The sequence below is a fragment of the Streptomyces sp. ATCC 21386 genome (assembly GCF_018728545.1).
Lineage (GTDB): Bacteria > Actinomycetota > Actinomycetes > Streptomycetales > Streptomycetaceae > Streptomyces.
Genome location: NZ_JAAVVL010000001.1, coordinates 8,607,178 through 8,624,615, shown reverse-complemented (window position 1 = coordinate 8,624,615; position 17,438 = coordinate 8,607,178). Strand labels below are relative to the sequence as shown.

15 protein-coding genes are annotated in these 17,438 nt (G+C 71.4%); 5 read left to right on the top strand and 10 right to left on the bottom strand.

The window, feature by feature from the left end; translation table 11 throughout:
• Window positions 1–55: 55 nt before the first annotated feature.
• Window positions 56–2,938 (top strand): bifunctional glycosyltransferase family 2 protein/CDP-glycerol:glycerophosphate glycerophosphotransferase, encoded by a 2,883-nt coding sequence (locus GWK25_RS36955; protein WP_308404412.1) that lies wholly within the window; start codon window positions 56–58, stop codon window positions 2,936–2,938.
• Window positions 2,935–4,026, top strand: a complete 1,092-nt coding sequence (locus GWK25_RS36950; RefSeq protein ID WP_215455827.1) for a glycosyltransferase — start codon at window positions 2,935–2,937, stop codon at window positions 4,024–4,026. Before GWK25_RS36955 ends, GWK25_RS36950 begins: the two co-directional genes overlap by 4 nt.
• A gap of 91 nt (window positions 4,027–4,117) precedes the next feature.
• On the opposite strand, the gene GWK25_RS36945 is transcribed toward GWK25_RS36950, so the two are convergent.
• Together GWK25_RS36945 and GWK25_RS36940 are read right to left on the bottom strand one after the other, a co-directional pair.
• The gene (locus GWK25_RS36945) at window positions 4,118–4,975 is read right to left on the bottom strand and encodes an ABC transporter ATP-binding protein (protein WP_215455826.1); all 858 of its coding nucleotides are present in this window, start codon (window positions 4,973–4,975) and stop codon (window positions 4,118–4,120) included.
• The gene (locus GWK25_RS36940) at window positions 4,968–5,900 is read right to left on the bottom strand and encodes an ABC transporter permease (RefSeq protein WP_215455825.1); all 933 of its coding nucleotides are present in this window, start codon (window positions 5,898–5,900) and stop codon (window positions 4,968–4,970) included. Before GWK25_RS36940 ends, GWK25_RS36945 begins: the two co-directional genes overlap by 8 nt.
• 194 nt (window positions 5,901–6,094) lie before the next feature.
• On the opposite strand from GWK25_RS36940, the gene GWK25_RS36935 reads away from it, so the two are divergent.
• Entirely contained in the window at window positions 6,095–6,733 is a 639-nt protein-coding gene (locus GWK25_RS36935) for a TetR/AcrR family transcriptional regulator (protein ID WP_215455824.1), read from the top strand.
• A gap of 113 nt (window positions 6,734–6,846) precedes the next feature.
• On the top strand, window positions 6,847–7,344 hold the full coding sequence (locus GWK25_RS36930) for a DUF6174 domain-containing protein (protein ID WP_308010834.1): 498 nt from the start codon (window positions 6,847–6,849) through the stop codon (window positions 7,342–7,344).
• A 9-nt stretch (window positions 7,345–7,353) separates the two neighbouring features.
• Here GWK25_RS36930 and GWK25_RS36925 read toward each other — a convergent pair whose 3' ends face one another.
• The 7 genes from GWK25_RS36925 to GWK25_RS36895 form a co-directional block, all read right to left on the bottom strand.
• Window positions 7,354–8,337, bottom strand: a complete 984-nt coding sequence (locus tag GWK25_RS36925; protein ID WP_374200664.1) for an ADP-ribosylglycohydrolase family protein — start codon at window positions 8,335–8,337, stop codon at window positions 7,354–7,356.
• Entirely contained in the window at window positions 8,334–8,957 is a 624-nt protein-coding gene (locus tag GWK25_RS36920; protein WP_308010835.1) for a pentapeptide repeat-containing protein, read from the bottom strand. Before GWK25_RS36920 ends, GWK25_RS36925 begins: the two co-directional genes overlap by 4 nt.
• Window positions 8,958–8,973: 16 nt before the next feature.
• Window positions 8,974–11,241 (bottom strand): hypothetical protein, encoded by a 2,268-nt coding sequence (locus GWK25_RS44035; protein WP_308404411.1) that lies wholly within the window; start codon window positions 11,239–11,241, stop codon window positions 8,974–8,976.
• A complete protein-coding gene (locus GWK25_RS36910) occupies window positions 11,238–11,672 on the bottom strand; it encodes a DUF6507 family protein (RefSeq protein ID WP_215455821.1) in 435 nt (144 codons plus the stop codon). Before GWK25_RS36910 ends, GWK25_RS44035 begins: the two co-directional genes overlap by 4 nt.
• A gap of 125 nt (window positions 11,673–11,797) precedes the next feature.
• On the bottom strand, window positions 11,798–12,760 hold the full coding sequence (galE, locus tag GWK25_RS36905) for a UDP-glucose 4-epimerase GalE (protein ID WP_215455820.1): 963 nt from the start codon (window positions 12,758–12,760) through the stop codon (window positions 11,798–11,800).
• Between the two features lie 110 nt (window positions 12,761–12,870).
• Complete coding sequence (locus GWK25_RS36900) at window positions 12,871–14,490, bottom strand: glycosyltransferase family 2 protein (protein ID WP_215455819.1); 1,620 nt, start codon at window positions 14,488–14,490, stop codon at window positions 12,871–12,873.
• Window positions 14,491–14,624: 134 nt separating this feature from the next.
• Window positions 14,625–15,152, bottom strand: coding sequence for a MarR family winged helix-turn-helix transcriptional regulator (locus tag GWK25_RS36895; RefSeq protein ID WP_251829211.1), 528 nt, complete (start codon window positions 15,150–15,152; stop codon window positions 14,625–14,627).
• Between the two features lie 149 nt (window positions 15,153–15,301).
• Between GWK25_RS36895 and GWK25_RS36890 the strand changes: the two genes are divergently transcribed.
• A complete protein-coding gene (locus GWK25_RS36890; RefSeq protein ID WP_184893393.1) occupies window positions 15,302–15,715 on the top strand; it encodes an organic hydroperoxide resistance protein in 414 nt (137 codons plus the stop codon).
• 76 nt (window positions 15,716–15,791) lie between these two features.
• Here the strand turns inward: GWK25_RS36890 and GWK25_RS36885 are convergent, their stop codons facing one another.
• Complete coding sequence (locus tag GWK25_RS36885; protein WP_251829210.1) at window positions 15,792–17,435, bottom strand: hypothetical protein; 1,644 nt, start codon at window positions 17,433–17,435, stop codon at window positions 15,792–15,794.
• Between the last annotated feature and the right edge of the window lie 3 nt (window positions 17,436–17,438).

Sequence of the window (17,438 nt, the reverse complement as noted above, 5' to 3'; positions counted from 1 at the left end):
AGCAGGTAGGTAAGGAACGAACGGAACGAACGGGATTGATGGGGTGAACGCGGACGTGGACCAGCGACCCGCCGTATCCGTCGTCGTGATCGTCTACAACGACGAGGCCAGGCTGCCCACGGCCGTCCGCTCGGTGCTGGAGCAGACGCTGCGGAGCGTCGAGGTCGTGATCGTCGACGACCACAGCACGGACGGCTCCTACGAGGTGGCCGCCCGCCTCGCCGCCGAGCACCCGGACCGCGTGCGCGCGTACCGGCTGCCCGAGAACAGCGGCGGCTGCGGCGCGCCCCGCAACGCGGGCATCCGGGAGACCCGGGGCGAGTACGTCGTCTTCCTCGACAGCGACGACGTCCTGGAGCGCAACGCCTGCCGCAACCTGCTGGAGGCCGCCGAGAGCACAGGGGCCGATCTCGTCTCCGGTCTCTGCGTCCGCGTCCACGTGGACACCCGCAATCGGAAGGAGGTCCCGTGGTACCCGTGGCTGTACACCCGCACCCGTACCCTCGACTCCGTCTCCGAGCTGCCCGACCTGCTGGTCTACGACACGCTGTCCACCAACAAGTGCTACCGCCGGGACTTCCTCGTCGAGGGCGGGCTGCTGTTCCCCGTCGGCATCCACTACGAGGACCTCTTCTTCTCCGCCCAGGCGTACGCGGCCGCCCGCCGCATCGCCCTCATCCCCAACCGGGTCTACGACTGGAACGTGGCCGAGAAGGCGCAGGCCAAGTCGATCAGCAACCGGCGGGCCGAGATCGCCAACTTCGCGCACCGGATGGAGATCCACCGCCGGGTGGACCGGCTCCTCGCGGGCCAGGGCATGGCGGAGCTGAAGTTCCACAAGGACGTCAAGTTCCTCAAGCACGACCTGGTGCTGCACCTGCGTGACCTGCCGTTCCGGGACGCGGCCTACCGTCAGGAGTTCGCCGGACTGGCCCGCGCCTATCTGGCGTCGATCGACCCGGCCGCCTACGACGAGGTCGAACCCATCCACGCCGTCTGCGCCTATCTGCTGCGGATGGGCGACTGGGACAACCTGCTGCCGGCCGTGGACACGCTCACCAACCGCGACAAGGTCTCCGCGCCCCTCGTCGAGCGCGACGGGCGGATCTACTGGTGCGCCGAGCACCTGGACGCCCCCGGGGAGGAAGGGGAGTTCGCGCGCCGGATCCTGGACGTCACCGAACTCGGCTACCACGCCCGACCGGTCCGCAAGCTCTTCCTGCGCAACGAGCTGACGGAGTACGAGGAGTCGGGCCGGGGCGGTGTCCGTCTCGCCGGACGCGTCACCAACCCCCTCGGGGTCGTCCCGCCAGGCGCCCGGCTCTCCGCCTCGCTGGAGTTCTACGCCCGCCGCCCCGGCGTGCGGTTCCAGACCTTCCGGGTGCCGGTGGCGACCATCCGGCACGACGGCCCGTACATCACGTGGCGGGCCGACGCCGACATCTCCCGGACGCTCCGCCCGCTGGGCATCGTGGACGCCGTGTGGGACGTACGCCTCCACCTCGACGTCGACGGCGAGCGCACCACGAGCCGGCTGACGGCCGCCGAACCGGGGCTGGCGGGCGGCGAACTGCCGGTCCGGCCGCGGCTCACGCGGCTGGTCGGCGACCGGGTCGAGCCGCAGATCTCCGCCCGCGGCCACCTCGCGTTCCGGCTGGTCCCCGACAAGAAGGCCACCGTCCTCGTCACCCGGGGCCTCCAGGGTGCGCCCGGCAGACTCGCCAAGTCCGGCTACCGCAAGGCGAAGGCGCTGCGCAAGAAGGCCACCTCCGGAGACGCCAAAATCCGCCTGTATCGCGAGGTGTTCCAGCGGATGCCGAAGCAGCGGCGGCTGGTGGTGTTCGAGAGCCACCTCGGTCGGCAGTACAGCGACAGCCCCCGGGCGATCTACGAGGAGATGCGCCGCCAGGGTCTCGACTTCGAGGCGGTGTGGTCGTACACGGGCCGCCCCGAGGGGTTCCCGGCCGACGCCACCCTCGTCCGGCGCTGGTCGCTGCCGTATCTGCGGGCGCTGGCCCGCGCCGAGTTCTGGATCGACAACCAGAGCTTCCCGCTGAAACTGACCAAGCGTCCGGGCACGACCTACCTCCAGACCTGGCACGGCTCCGCGCTCAAGCGCATGGGCTTCGACGAGCCCGGCTGGAAGCTCAAGTCCCGCGCCGAGCAGGCCGAGCAGCAGCGCACCCTCGACCGCTTCGACCACTTCCTGATCCGCTCGGAGCACGACGTGCGCACCCTGGCGAAGGCCTTCCGGCTGCGGGAGAAGGTGCTGCTGCGGGTGGGCTATCCGCGCAACGACGCGCTCGTCCGGGCCCGGGAGACGGACCGGGCGGACCAACGCGCGCGGCTCACCGCCGAGTTGGGCATCCCCGAGATCTCCGCGATCCCGGCGGACAAGAAGGTCCTGCTCTACGCCCCCACCTTCCGCCACCAGGGGCAGCGCCGCTTCGCCCTCCCCTTCGACGTGGAGCGCTTCGCGGAGACCTTCGGCGACGAGTACGTGCTGCTCGTCCGCGCCCACTACCTCAACCACGTCGTGCTCCCGCCGTCGGTCCGGGGCCGCGTCGTCGACGTGTCCGACCACCACGACGTGACGCCCGTCCTCGCCCTCGCGGACGCGCTGATCACGGACTACTCGTCGGTGATGTTCGACTACGCGCTGCTCGACCGCCCGATGTTCTTCTTCACCTACGACTACGAGGAGTACGTCCACGAGGGCCGCGGCACCTACTTCGACCTCCTCGAACGCGCGCCGGGTCCGATCGTGCGCACGGAGGAGGAGCTGCACGCCGTCCTGCGCGACTCCTCGCTGGACGAGCAGACGCTCAAGTACGCCGCCGCGCGGGATCGGTTCACGGCCGCCTTCGGCGAGTACGACAAGGGGACCGCGGCCCGGAGCGTCGTCGACCAGTTCTTCTCCGAGTGGAGGCGCAAGTGATCGGCCGGGACGTCTTCCTGGTGTCCAACAGTGTGGACGAGACGGGTGGTGTGACCAGTTGGTCCCATCATCTGGCCCGGCTCCTCACCGAGCGCGGCCACCGTGTCCACGTCATCGGGATCACCACCCCCGAGGACCCGCACCCCCTCGGTGAACTCCCGTACCCCACCACCCGGTTGTACGACGGCCAGCCGCCGCCCCCCGGCCGGGCGCGGGAGGCGAGCATGCGGGACCGGGCGACCGTGCTGACCGGCCTGTTCCGGGCCGCGCGCCCCGGCGGGGTCGTGATCGTGACCCAGGTGTGGGCGATGGAGTGGGTGCGGCTCGCCGACACCGGCGGTCTGACCGTCATCGGGATGAGCCACGAGTCCTTCGAGACCTCCCGACGCTCCTCCCGCTTCCGGCGGGTGCTCACGTACTACCGGGACGTCGACCGCATGCTCGTCCTCACTCGCGAGGACGCCGACCTGTGGATCGGCCAGGGCCTCAACAACGCCTCGTACCTGCCCAACGCCGTGCCCTGGATTCCGGAGGAGCCCTCGCCGCGCACCGCGAAGGCCGTCGTCAGCATCGGCCGGCTCAGCGACGAGAAGGGTGTCGACATGCTCCTCGACACCTGGGCCGAGGTGGCGCCCCGGCACCCCGACTGGGCGCTGCTCGTCTACGGTTCCGGCGAGGACGAGGAACTCCTCAGGAAGCAGTGCACGGCCCTCGGTCTCGACGGCTCGGTGTCCTGGATGGGCCGCACGCACGACGTGCCGGGCGCCCTGCGTGGCGGCTCGGTCTTCGCGCTGTCCTCCCGGGGCGAGGGCTTCCCCCTCGCCCTGATGGAAGCCATGGCCATGGGCGTCCCCTGTGTCGCCTTCGACTGCGCACCCGGCGTCCACGAGATCGTGCGCGACGGCGAGGACGGCCTTCTCGTCCGCCCCGGCAACACGGGTGAACTGGCCCGCAAACTGGACCGGTTGATGACCGACAAGACCCTGCGCGACCGCATGGGCGACAAGGCCAGGCAGAACATCCGCCGCTACGGCACGGAGGAGATCGTGGACCGGTGGGAGGCCCTGTTCGCTTTCCTGGAGAGGTGAGCAGGGAAGGGGCGCGGCCAACTGCGCGATCAACCACGACGATCGCGCACTCGCCGAACCGCAACTTCCCCCGAGTCTGAGGCGAAGGGACCTACTTCTTCCCCGCGGTGAACCTCTCGTACTCCTTCAGGACCTCGTCCGTCGCCCCGTCCATGCGGAGCTCCCCGCGTTCCAGCCACAGCACCCGATCGCACGTGTCCCGGATCGACTTGTTGTTGTGGCTGACGAGGAACACCGTCCCCGCGTGCTTCCGCAGCTCACGGATCCGCGCCTCGGAGCGCTTCTGGAAGGAGCGGTCACCGGTCGCCAGCGCCTCGTCGATCAGCAGCACGTCGTGGTCCTTGGCGGCGGCGATGGAGAACCGCAGCCGGGCCGCCATCCCGGAGGAGTACGTACGCATGGGGAGCGTGATGAAGTCCCCCTTCTCGTTGATGCCCGAGAAGTCGACGATCTCCTGGTACCGCTCCTTGACCTGCTCCCGGGACATCCCCATGGCGAGCCCGCCGAGGTGGACGTTCCGTTCGCCCGTGAGGTCGTTCATCAGGGCCGCGTTGACACCGAGCAGGGACGGCTGACCGTCGGTGTAGATGCGTCCGTTCTCCACGGGGAGGAGCCCGGCGACGGCTTTGAGGAGGGTCGACTTCCCGGAGCCGTTCGTCCCGATCAGCCCGATGGCCTCGCCCCGGTACGCGGTGAACGACACGTTCCGCACGGCGTGCACCTTGCGGACGCCGGCCGCCTTCTCCGCCTTCTTGCGCCGCAGGATGCGGTTGAGCGCGGCGGTGGCGGTGCCACGACCGGCCCCCGTGCCGTTGACGCGATAGACGATGTCGACGCCGTCGACGACGACGGTCGGGACGGGCTCCGGGGCGCCGGCGCCGGGGCCGGTGACCTGGTCGGCCGTCCGCCGGGTGCCGGGAACGGTGGGGTTGATGACGGTGTCAGCCACGGCCGTACGTCTCCTCAGCCTTCCAGAAGTAGATGAACCCGCCGACGCCCGCGAGGAGCGCCCAGCCCGCCGCGATCGCCCAGACGTGCGGCGGCAGCTGGCTCCCGTGGAAGCTGTCGATCAGCGCGAACCGCATGAGGTCGATGTAGACGGCCGCCGGGTTGCACTCCAGCAGCAGATGTACGAACGCCGGGATGTTCCGGTCGGCGACGATGTGGTCGATGCTGAACATCACGCCCGAGGTGTACATCCAGGTGCGCAGCACGAACGGCATCAGCTGCGAGATGTCGGGGGTCTTGGCGCCGATCCGCGCCATCACCATCGCGACGCCGGCGTTGAACAAGAACTGCAGTGACAGTGCGGGGACGATCAGCAGCCAGGACGCGGCGACCGGCACCCCGAAGGCCAGCAGGATCACGACCAGCGCGGCCATGGAGAACAGCAGTTGCTGGAGCTGCTGGAGGCAGTACGACAGGGGGAGCGAGGCCCGGGGGAAGTGCAGGGCCCGGACCAGGCCGAGGCTGCCGGATATGGCGCGGGTGCCCGCCATGATCGAGCTCTGGGTGAAGGTCCACACGAACACGCCGGTCACGAGGAACGGGACGTAGTCCGGCACGCCCTTCTTCGTGTCCATGAGCAGGCCGAAGATCAGGTAGTAGACCGCCGCGTTCAGCAGGGGGTTCGCGATCTGCCAGACCTGGCCCAGCTTCGCCTGGCTGTACTGCGCGGTCAGCTTCGCCGTGGCGAACGCGGTGATGAAGTGCCGCCGCGCCCACAGCTGCCGCACGTACGCGCCGAGCGACGGGCGGGCCCCGCTGACGCTGAGGCCGTACCGCTCGGCGAGCTGGGCCGGGGTCTCGGCGACGGGGGCACTTCGGGGGGTGTCCGCCCTGGTCGGGGGTGGTGTGTGGAGGACCTGGCTCACATCCGCTGCTTTCGCTGGTGAGGTCGCTGGTGGGGGCGTCCGCGTACTGCTCGCAGTGCTGTACCGCTGGAGCTTCTTACGGTGTCCTTGTCCCGCACTTACGTCGGGACGGGACCGTATCGTCGCAACGTGAGCCTAAGCCGATTCGACGTCGGAACGCAACCGTTTCGTCGTCGCGGCCTATGCTGTCCACCATGACGACGAACGCCGACCCCTCCGAGGGGCAGCCGCCGCCACGGCCGCGCCGCCGGGCCCCCGCCGGGGCGGCCGTGCTCCGTGAGGACGTGACGGAGGCGATCCGGGCGGCGGTCTTCGAGGAACTGGCGGCCGTCGGCTACGCCCGGATGTCCATCGAGGGCATCGCGCGCCGCGCGGGCGTCGGCAAGACGGCGGTGTACCGCCGCTGGCGCTCCAAGCTGCACCTGGTGCTGGACCTGGTGTCGGCGGTGGCGGTCCAGGGCCTGCCGATGCCGGACACGGGCTCGCTGGAGGGCGATCTCCGACTGCTCTACGAGGTCACGTCCCGCGCGCTGCGGCACCCGGTGGCGGGCCAGATCATCCCCGACCTCCAGGCCGAGGCCGCCCGCAATCCGGAGATCGCCGAGGCGATGCAGAAGGCGCTGAAGGAGGGGCAGCAGAGTGTTGCCACGGGGATCGTCGCGGCGGCGGTGGCCCGGGGCGAGGTCCGCGCGGGTGTCGACGAGGACCTGGCCCTGGACGTGATCTCGGGCCCGCTGTACTGGCGCTCGGTGGTCGTCCGCGCCCCGAAGCTGCCGAAGGGCTATCTGGAGAGCCTGACGCGGGCCACGGCGGCGGCGTTGCGGGCGCTGTAGGGGCGCAGGCCCGGGGGTGCCGGGACGGGGCGACACGACTCGAACGCGCCGAAGACCGAACGTTCCGGCGGCGGATGGCGTCTTAGTCACAGCCGCTCATGAATGGGGTCGCCGTGACTCTCCTACGCTCCCGTGCTCGTTCCGCGCTCCTCGTCGCCACGCTGATCGCGGGGACGGCGGGGACGACCGTCGCGTGCGACGGCGGGACGTCCTCGGAACCGAAGGGACGAGCCTCGCCGAGGCAGACCAGTCCCACCGCGGGGACCCCCATCACCTGGGAGGAGCCCCCCTCGTACGTCTACACCCTCACGTCCACCTCGATGGTCCTGGCGGGGAGGTTCCGGGTGACGGTCCGGGACGGCAAGGTGACCGAGGCGGTCGGACTCGACGAGGGCAGCCGGTCGGTGGTGGAGCAGGGGCCCGACCGCATACCGAAGATCGGCGACCTGTTGGACATGCTGGAGCAGGCCTGGCAGGAGCAGGCGGACACGGCGGAGATCCAGTACGCCGCCGGCGGGCATCCCGCGCGGATCACCCTGGACGTGGACGAGGACGCCATCGACGACGAGGCGGAGTACGTCATCAGCGGCTACCAGCCGGGTGCGGGCTGAGAGCGAGGGTCAGCGGGCGGCGGGCCGGGTCGCCAACTCCGTGGCCAGGCGGGTGAGTTCCGGGACGCGCAGGACGCGGTCCGCGAACCCCGGCAGGGGCACGTGCAGCGGCTCCAGCCAGCGCTCCGGGATGGCCTCGACCCCGTGCACCGCGCCCGCGAGCCCGCCGGTCACGGCCGCGACCGTGTCGGTGTCGCCGCCGAGGTCCACGGCCGCGCGTACGGCGTCCTCGTAGGAGTCGGTCGTCCGTACGGCCCAGACGGCGGAGCCCAGGCAGGGCCAGACGGCGCCGTTGAACTCCGTGGCGCGGTCGGGGTGCCAGTCGGCGGCGAGGACGACCTCGTACCGGGGGCGGTGGTCGGGGTGGAGCGCGGCCAGGGTGTCGGGGAGCGCGGTGAGCGGGTCGCGGCCGGCCACGGCGATCCGGACCAGTTCGTGGAGGACGGCGGTGCCCTCCCAGGCGGCCGGGTCGCCGTGCGTGAGGGCGGACAGGCGCCGGGCCGCGTCCATGCTGGGGTCGCGCCCGTACGGCGCGAAGAACACGGCCGAGGTGGCGGCCCGCATCAGCGCGCCGTTGCCCGCGGCCCGCAGGTTCACCTGGAAATGGCGGGCGGCGGCGAGGTCCCAGGGGTCGCCGCCGGTGAGGACGTCCTCGGTCTGGATGCCGATGTCCTTCGGTCCGGAGACCGCCCAGCGCTGGAACCGGCGGAAGACGTCGGGCAGTTCGAGCCCACCGTGCTCGACGAGAGACTCCCCGACGAGGACGGCCATCTGGGTGTCGTCGGTCGCCTCACCGGGGTCCCATCCACCACCCCCGCACATCTCTCCGCCGTGCCCGGCCTTCGGAAAACGCGCGGAGAAGGCGCCTTCAGGACCGAACTCGAAGGGCGCGCCGAGCGCGTCCCCGACGGCGGAGCCGAGCACCGCACCGAGCGCGCGCCGCGGATCGACCACGTCCGAGAGCGCCTGGGGCCGCCGGTGAGATCCGGTCACAGGCTGCGCTTCGCCTCGGGGACGGGAAGCACCTCGATGGATCCGCCGCGTTCGCTCACCCAACGTTCCAGTGCCGCTCCCGCGACCTCGTGCTCGCCACCCTGATCGTCGATCACCCGGACAGGGCCGAACACGGTTCCCGAAAGGCCCTCGACCTTGGTGCGGTGATCGACGGTCACCTTGAAGGAATTCTCCCGCAGAACGGCATGGGAGAGGTCCGCACCGCGGAAATCCACATCGAGGAGGGAAGCGCCCAGGAAACGTGTGCCGCGAAAGGAGGCATTCGTCGCGTCCACGTCGTAGAGCGAGGCCTTGACCAGATCCGCGCCGTCCAGGACCGCGCCCCGGAGCACGGCGTCGTCGAGGTTGACACGGACCAGCGAGGCCCGCGTCAGATCGGCCTCCGTGAAGTCGGCCCCTTCGGCGTCGGAACGGTAGAGGTCCGCTCCCACCAGCTTGACCCCGGCCAGTTTCGCGCCGGTGAGCCAGGACTCCTGGAGGTTCGCCTCGGAGAGGTCCGCGTCACGCAGGTCGAGCCCGATGACGTCGAGGGCGCCCTCGCCTCCCGCGCCCAGCCACTCCTCCAGGCGGGCTTTTGCCTGCGGATCCGTCGGGAACACGCGGGGTGCCCAATTCCTACGGGTACCAGATGACATCGTCTTCCCAGCCATTCTTCTCGACGATGGACTTGATGTCGTCGATCGCCGCCTGATTCGCATTGCGCATGTCCAGGATAACGACGCGCTGCTTCTCGACGATCTGTTCCGCCAGCTTCTTGACCCAGCGTTCGTTCTTGGCGGGGTCATAAGCGCCCTTGAACGGCAGGGACTTGTCCCGGACATTGTTGAAGGGAGGCCAGTCGGAATGGACGCCCTTGATGTCGTAGTAGCGTCCGGTGCTCGGTGAGTAGAACTCCCCGCGGTCCGCCTCCGTGGGGCGCTGGATGTCGTCCGGGAGACGCCCCTGCTCGGCCAGGTCCAGGCCGACCCTCGCCTCGTCCTTGGAGGGCTCGGAGATACCGCCGTTCTTGTCGGGGTCGCGCTGGAGCTGGTCGAACTCATCGGGACTGCGGGACTCGACCTCGTCGAGGTGGTCCCAGTGGTCCGCCTTCTGCTGCGGGGTGAGCTCCGGCGGCGGCTCGTTGCCGCGTTCGGGGGGCGTGGGCCCCTCCGACGGCTCGCGCGGGGCGCCTGTGCCGTCGTCGCCCGGGGTGCCGCCGTGCCCGCCGGTGGGGGGCTCGGTGTGGCCGCCGCCCGGTGTCCCGCCGTGCCCACCGCCGGAGGGATTCCCGGTGTGGCCGCCGCCCGAGGTCTCGGTGTGGCCGCCGGTCGGGTGCTCCGTACGTCCGCCGGGCGGGGTCTCCGTACGGCCGCCTCCGGTGGCACCGGTCCGGCCGTCGCCGCCGTGCCCTCCGTTGCCACCCGGCGTCTCGTGGTTCGCCGACGGCAGGCGGTCGTCGCCGACGCGCCCCACAGCGGTGCCGCCCTCGCCCACCTTCGCCCCCGCGCCCACCAGCTCGGTCTCGGGTCGCGTGGCGTCGACGCCACGCTCGGCCGCCGTGCCCTCGTGCCTGATGGCGTCCAGGGACTCCCGTACCGTGCCGTCCGCGTTGTGGACGACGAGGGTCTGGGTGTCGAGGTAGACGACCTCGCCCTGCGGCGTCTCCATCCGGACACTGTTCTCGGGGGTGAGACCGGCCGGCAGCTCGTCGGCGATGTTCGGCGGGTCGGCGATCTGGTACGTGCCCTCGCCGAGCCGGATGTGCGTGCCGTCGGTGATGCCGCGCAGGCTCGCCATGACGTCGCTGATCTTCACCGCCGTCGCGCCGACGCCCTTGGTGAGGTACGTCATCGGGTCGACGATCTTGCCGGCCTTGCCCGCGAAGGAGATCGCCTTGGCGATGGCACCCGCCTTGCCCGCGCCGGAGACCGCCCCGCCCGCGCCGCCCGTGAAGATCGTGGTCAGGACGTTGAAGGTGACCGCCCCGGCCGCCCGGGAGGGGTTCTTGCCCCACTCGTCGTACGCGATCAGCGCCTTGCCGGTCTCCACGACCGCCGTGCGGGAGTCACGCAGCCAGGAGGGCAGCTTGTCGTCGGGCGCCAGCCAGTACGCGGTGCCCACCACCGGTACGGCGGTGATGAGGATGCCGGTGGCGAGCTTGCCGAGGCCGACCCAGGCCTGGCCCGCCGCGTCCCAGCCGTTGAAGCCGACCAGGGTGCCGAGGCCCTTGATCGTGCCCCACACGCCGTCCACGACGAAGCCGACCGTGAAGTCCCAGGCGTGCTCGTGGATGTAGTACCAGGGGTTGGACTCCTCCACCGGGTCGCCCCAGGGCAGACCACCGGCGTTGTCGAGGTCCTCACCCCGGTAGCCGTACATGTTCTCTTTGTTCGAACCGTCGTTGACGACGAGCGCCTCGCCGCCGACCAGCCCGACGATCTTGTTGTAGCAGTCGCGTTCGGCGGCCTGGAACGCGGCGTACGCGGCGTTGATGTCGGAGCGGCGGTTGTTGTTCTCCTCGACGAGGTCGCCGTCGGCGCGCCACTCGTCGTCGCCCTCGATCTTCGCGCGGAAGGCGATCGCGTCCCGGCGGAGCTGGTCGAACTTCTGCTTGAGCGGGCCGACGGCGGCGGCGTACGTGTCCAGCGCCGAGGCCACGGTCTCCAACTCGGTCGCGAACTCAGCGCCCTTGGCCGCCACCGGCGCGGTCGTCGCGAACAACGCCTCCGCCTCGGGCGCCTTGTAGTACGCGGAGAGGCCGCCGAAGCGGGTGTGGATCGCCGAGCCCGAGTCCTTCAGGGAGGTACCGGCCGAACGGACGCCCGCGATGTGCTGGTCGAGCAGCTCCAGGTTGCCGGTGAACTCGGGGACCTCCTCCGGGATGACGGGGATGTCGTCGCTCACTTCGGCCCCTGCCCGCCGTTCCCGTCGACACCCGGCGGTGGCGGTACGACCGTCGCCTTGAGCGCGTTGGCCTGGTGCGTGGCGGCCATGTCCAGGTCGCCGGTGACGTAGGCGTTGGTGGCATCGGCAGCGCCCTGCACGGAGTCGATGGTCCGCTGCGCCATGTACGCCAGCTTCTGCTGCCGCTCCTGGAGGTACTGGCTCAGCGCCGCCGCGACCGGACCGACCGGCACCCGTGGCGTGCCCGCGGCCACCGGCCCGATCATCGGTCCGTTGAACTGCCCACCCGGTACGGCCGTACCGGCCGACTCGGCCGCGCTCGCCATGTTCGACACCAGCGAGTTGGCGGCCTTCTCCAGACCGCCGGCCGCCTCACCGGTCGACTTCAGCGTGGTCTGCACGTTGATCGGATCGATGTCCCAAGCCGGCACCGTCGCTACCCCCGTAACGCCCTGTCGTACTCGTACTCATGGTCTGCTCGTCGTTCGCTTCCCCTAGTACACACGAGCAAACGGCACCGAACAGTTCCCACTGCTCGTCGATTCCGTCACAGGTACTACTGCCGCGCCGTCCACCCCGCCCACGCCGACGCGATCATGTCCTCGACGCCGTACCGCGCCTTCCAGCCCAGTTCGGCGGCGATCCGGTTCGCCGAGGCGACCACGCGCGCGGGGTCGCCGGGCCGCCGGTCGACGACCACGGGCGGCAGGTCGTGACCGGTGAGCGCGGTGATCCGGTCGACCATCTCGCGCACCGATACGCCCTCCCCGCGCCCGATGTTGAGGGTGAGGTCCGTGCCCGGCGCCTCGCGCAGCCGCCGCGCGGTCGCCACGTGGGCCTCCGCGAGGTCGACGACATGGATGTAGTCCCGGACGCAGGTGCCGTCGGGGGTCGGGTAGTCGGCGCCGAAGATCCGGGGCGGGGCGCCCTCGGAGAGCTTCTCGAAGACCATGGGGACGAGATTGAAGACGCCGGTGTCGGCCAGTTCGGGGGTCGCCGCGCCGGCCACGTTGAAGTAGCGCAGGGAAGCCGTCGACAGCCCGGTGGCCCGGCCCGTGGCCCGGACCAGCCACTCCCCGACCAGCTTGGTCTCGCCGTACGGGCTCATCGGCAGGCACGGCGTCTCCTCGGTGACGAGGTCCACGTCGGGCATGCCGTACACGGCGGCGGAGGACGAGAGGACGAAGGACGCGACCCCGGCGTCCGTGACGGCGGACAGCAGGGTGCGCAGGCCCTCGACGTTCTCCCGGTAGTAGTGCAGGGGCAGTTCGACGGACTCGGCGACCTGCTTCTTCGCCGCGAGGTGCACGACGCCGGTGACGTGCCGCTCCCGGATCACGCGGGCCAGCCGGTCCCCGTCGAGGGTGGAGCCGACCTCCAACGGGACGCCGGCGGGTACCCGTTCGGCGACGCCGGTGGACAGGTCGTCGTACACGACGGCCTCCTCGCCCGCGTCGAGCATCGCGCGCACCACGTGCGCCCCGATGTATCCGGCGCCACCGGTGATCAGCCAGGTCATGGACGACCGTCCCGTCGTAGTCGTAGTCGTAGTCGTAGTCGTAGTCGTAGTCGTAGTCGTAGTTGTAGTCAGTCGTAGTCGTGGTGGCGGGGCCGCGCCCGCGTCGGGTCTCAGTGAAGCAGGCGTTTGAGGCGTCGGCGGACGACCTCGGTCAATCCTCGCCAACCGGGCGCGAGTCGCACCGCGAGCGCCCCCGCGTGGGTCGCGTACGGCTGCACCAGGAGCACTCCATGGCGTGCGCTGAACAGTGCGCTCCGGCGGAGGAGCCCGGCGCCCGCGACGGCGTGCGCGGTGGTCTCCCGACTGCTGCCGTCCGCGAAGCGCAGCCGTAGCCGGAGGTCCCACGTGCCGCTGCCCAACGCGGTCAGGTCCAGGGGTACCTCCGCCGTCCAGCTGTCGACGTCCGGCGCGTCCGCGCCGCTGTCGCCCTCCGCGTCGGCCAGGAGCGGCGCCGTGCCGGCGAAGCCCACCCGTCCGTCGTTGCGTTCTGTGAACTCCGCCCGCACGGTCAGCGGCCCCGCCTCCGCCATCCGCCCGTACAGCTCGTGGAGCCGCAGTCGCAGTACCGTCCCCCGTGCGCGGGGCCGCAGTTCCGCGTCGACGGCGGCGGGCAGCAGCTCCACGGGGCGGACGAGGAGGTGGTCCAGCTCCACCTGCGGCAGCTCGGCCGACCAGACGGGCGAGCCGTCGGCCCCGCGCGCGTACGGCGGGGTCAGCCGGGCCGGGCGAGCCGACATCTCCCGGAGGCGGGGCAGGTCGCGCGGCTCCTCGGCGGCGAGGATCACCCGGGCGACGACCCGGCCGGGCGCGGGCGCCGGCGCGAAGTCGCCCTCGTCGAACGTGGCGAGGTACGCGCGCGTCAGCGTCCACCACTCGCGCTGGTACTCGGTGCCGCGCAGGCCCAGCTCGCGGGCGTACATCCGCAGCGAGTGGTCGAGGAAGCGCGTCCGGGTGGCCCGTGCCGGGCCCTTCTCGCCGGCGCCCAGCAGGATGTCGTACGACAGCCGGTCGGCGTCCAGGCGGGCCCGCCAGTTGCTGATGTCGGAGCGGTCCAGGGAGATGGACAGCCGGGCCGCCGCGCGGCGCACGTGCCAGACGTACACCGGGTCGGGGACGAGCGCCACGCGCGGCGCGGCGGCCAGGACGCGCGCGCCGAAGACGAAGTCCTCGTACGGGAAGCGGCCCTCGGGGAAACGGATGGCGCGCTCGCGCAGGAAGGAGGTCCGGTAGAGCTTGTTGACGCAGAGGGTGTCGTGCACCAGGCGTGCGCGTTGGGAGGAGTGCTCCAGCAGCGCGCGCCGGGCGTACAGCTCGGGTTGCCAAGGGGTCTCGCGGCCGGACGGCAGCTCCTTGCGCACGCACAGCCCGGAGGCGACCGGCGCGTCGTGCTCCAGGGCCGCCCCCAGCAGCGCGTCCACGGCACCGGGCGGCAGCACGTCGTCGCTGTCCAGGAACATGACGTACGGCGAGGTCACGACGTCCAGCCCGGTGTTGCGCGGGGTGCCGCAGCCGCCGCTGTTGACCGGGCGCCGGACCACCCGCAGCCGGGGCTCGTCCTCGGCGAGCCGCTCCAGCAGGTCCGCGCTGCCGTCGGTGGAGCAGTCGTCGACGGCGATCACCTCACGGACGGCCGGTCCCTGCGCGAGCGCCGAGCGCACGGCGTCCGCCACATGAGCCGCGTCGTCGTACCCGATGACGACGACGGAGACCTGCGCCTGCTGAAGAGCCATGGTTGCCCCGCACCTGTGAGAGGTATGTGTGCAAATCTTCCCTTACGGGCGGCTTCGCGGCCCCGTGGGGAAGATGGCGGGCGGGAGGCTCGGGTTCCGTATGGAGTTGTCGGATTCTGTGCGGGCGCCGACGGCTACCCGGCCGGTTCCGCGAGCGCAGCCTCGTCCAGCGCTGCCGTCAGACGGTCCAGGCGGTCGCGCAGATCGCGGATCTCGTCGAGGTCGAAGGTGGTCGCGGAGACGATCCGGCGCGGCACCGCCAGCGCGCGTTCCCGCAGGGCCGCGCCCTCCTCGGTCGGTCGCACCACCACCGAGCGCTCGTCGCGCGCGCTGCGCTCGCGCCGGACGAGGCCGGCCGTCTCCAGGCGCTTGAGCAGCGGTGAGAGCGTCCCGGAGTCGAGCCGGAGGTGCTCGCCCAGCTTCTTCACGGGCAGTTCGCCGCGCTCCCAGAGAACCAGCATCACCAGGTACTGCGGATAGGTGATGCCGAGGTCCTTGAGGACCACGCGATAGACGCCGTTGAAGGCGCGCGAGGCGGCGTGCAGGGAGAAGCAGATCTGCCGGTCGAGGCGGAGGAAGTCCTCCTCCGAGACCTGTCCGGAGACCTGCCCGGAGATCTCCTGGGAGATCCCCTCGGGCGTCGGTGCGGCACTCGTGCTCATGACTCCAGGGTAACCCCTGCCCGCCATTTAGTTGTGGGCAATTGAATTGTGTGCTCTACTGGAGCCCGTGAACGGCGGTCGGACCGGACCGCCGGACACGGCTCGACCTGACTCGACCTGACTTGACCTGTGAAAGGGATGGTTCTCCCATGGACGCGCTCTACACCGCTGTCGCCACCGCCACCCACGGCCGCGACGGTCGCGCCGTCAGCAACGACGGAAAGCTCGACCTCGACCTGGCCCTCCCGGTGGAGCTCGGCGGCAACGGCCAGGGCACCAACCCGGAGCAGCTCTTCGCCGCCGGCTACGCCGCCTGTTTCGCCAGCGCGCTCGGCCTCGTCGGCCGCGCCGCCAAGGTCGACGTCAGCGACGCCGCCGTGACCGCCGAGGTCGGCATAGGCAAGGAGGGCGAGGGCTTCGCCCTGAAGGCCACCCTCCGCGTCGAACTCCCCGACACCGTCGACGAGGCCACCGGCCGCAAGCTCGTCGAGCAGGCCCACCAGGTCTGCCCCTACTCCAACGCCACCCGCGGCAACATGCCGGTCGAGCTGGTCGTCGAGTAGTACCTCCGCGCGTCCCCGCCGCAGGGGACGCGACAGGCCCCCCGGGCCGTCCCGCGGATCGCTCCGTACCACCCCCTCACGGAGCGATCCGCGCCAGCACCTCCCCGGTCCGCGGACTCCAGTCCACGACCACCGCCTCCTCCGGCACCTTCTGCCACCGCGTCAGCAGCAGCCAGCGCACCCGGTAGCGCCGCGCGAGGACCGCACGCCGGTCGCGCGTCGACGCCGGATCCAGGTACGCCCGCACATCGGCGTGCCGACGGAGCCGCTCCCCCTCCTCCAGCGCGGGATCGGGCCAGGTGGGCGCCGCCATGTTCACCCCGTGTCCGACGAGCGCACGCATCGCGGAGTACCCGTCGGTGATCAGTACCTCGCCCGCCCGCACGTGCCGCGCGGCCCAGTCGTACGAAGGCCAGCGCGGCGGCTGCTCGAAGCCGACGGGGTCCAGCGCCCGGGGTACGACCGCGCCCGCCTGGGCGGTCAGGAAACCCACGCAGACGCCGGCGGCGGCGGCCCCGCCCAGCGCGCGCCGGGCCCATCCCCACGGCCGGGGCGCCGCCAGCTCCACCGCCAGCGCGAACTGCGCCGGCACCGCCGCGAGCGCCAGCACCCGCCCGTAGGTGTAGTGCCCGCTGACCCAGCCGTACGCCACCACCAGGCACTCCGCCGACCACATCAGCACCAACGGGTCCCTCCGCGACCGGCGGCCCCGCGCCCACAGAGCCGGCAGCCCGAGCAGCGCCAGCCAGAGGTTCCCCGGTGCGCTCTCGTACAGAAGGCGGTGCATCCCGTCCACGCCCGAGTGCCCCGCCAGCGACAGGACGGCGTAGTACGGCCAGGACACCGCCACCGCGAGGGCGCTCGCGCCTGCCAGCGCCCAGCGGGCCACCACCGGGCGCGACCATCCCCGCTGCCAGGCCGCCACGATCGCCACGGCCCCGGCCAGCGAGGCCACCGCCGTGATCGGATGTGCCAGCGTGATCAGCCCGTACAGGGCTCCGAGTCCGGCGTACGCCCAGGCGCCGCCCAGACCGCTCGGCCCGACGTACCGAACCCGTCCGGCGCAGCCGCCGCCTCGCGCGCGTGCCCCCGTCCACGCCCAGGCCCAGAACGTCAGCCCGGTGGCGAACGCCGATGGATAGCCGAGGTTCACGGTCAGCGACATCAGCCCGAGGAAACCGCTCCACAGGATCCGCTCGGTGCCCCACAGCAGCGTCATGAACAGCACCGCGAGGACCGGGGCCCACGGCCGGGGCGTCAGCACGCGCACGAAGCGGCCGATCCCGGTGAGCAGCACCAGCAGGTTCACCGGTCCGGCCAGTTTCACCAGGGACCAGCCGCTCAGCCCGGTCAGCCGTGCGAGCGCGCCCTGCGCGACGGTGTAGGGGGAGTAGTACGGGCTGCCCGCGCCCGGCAGATCGGCGGTCGGGTGGGCCGGGTGCAGCAGGTTCCAGCGCAGCCGTTCGACGACCGCCGCGTGCTGACCGGCATCGCAGCACAGCGGCACCCGCCAGTAGGCCAACGTGATGACCAGCCAGAACAGCGCACCCATGACGACGTACGGCGTCGGCCGCCGGGACAGCCGGGTACGGCCGCCGCGCAGCGCGGTGACCCCGAGCGCGCCACGCCGGCGGCGCCGGGCGCGCGGATCGGGACCGGGGTCGGGCCGGACGCGCGGATCCGGGCCGGAACCGGGAAGATTCTGGGCTGTACGGGGCATCTG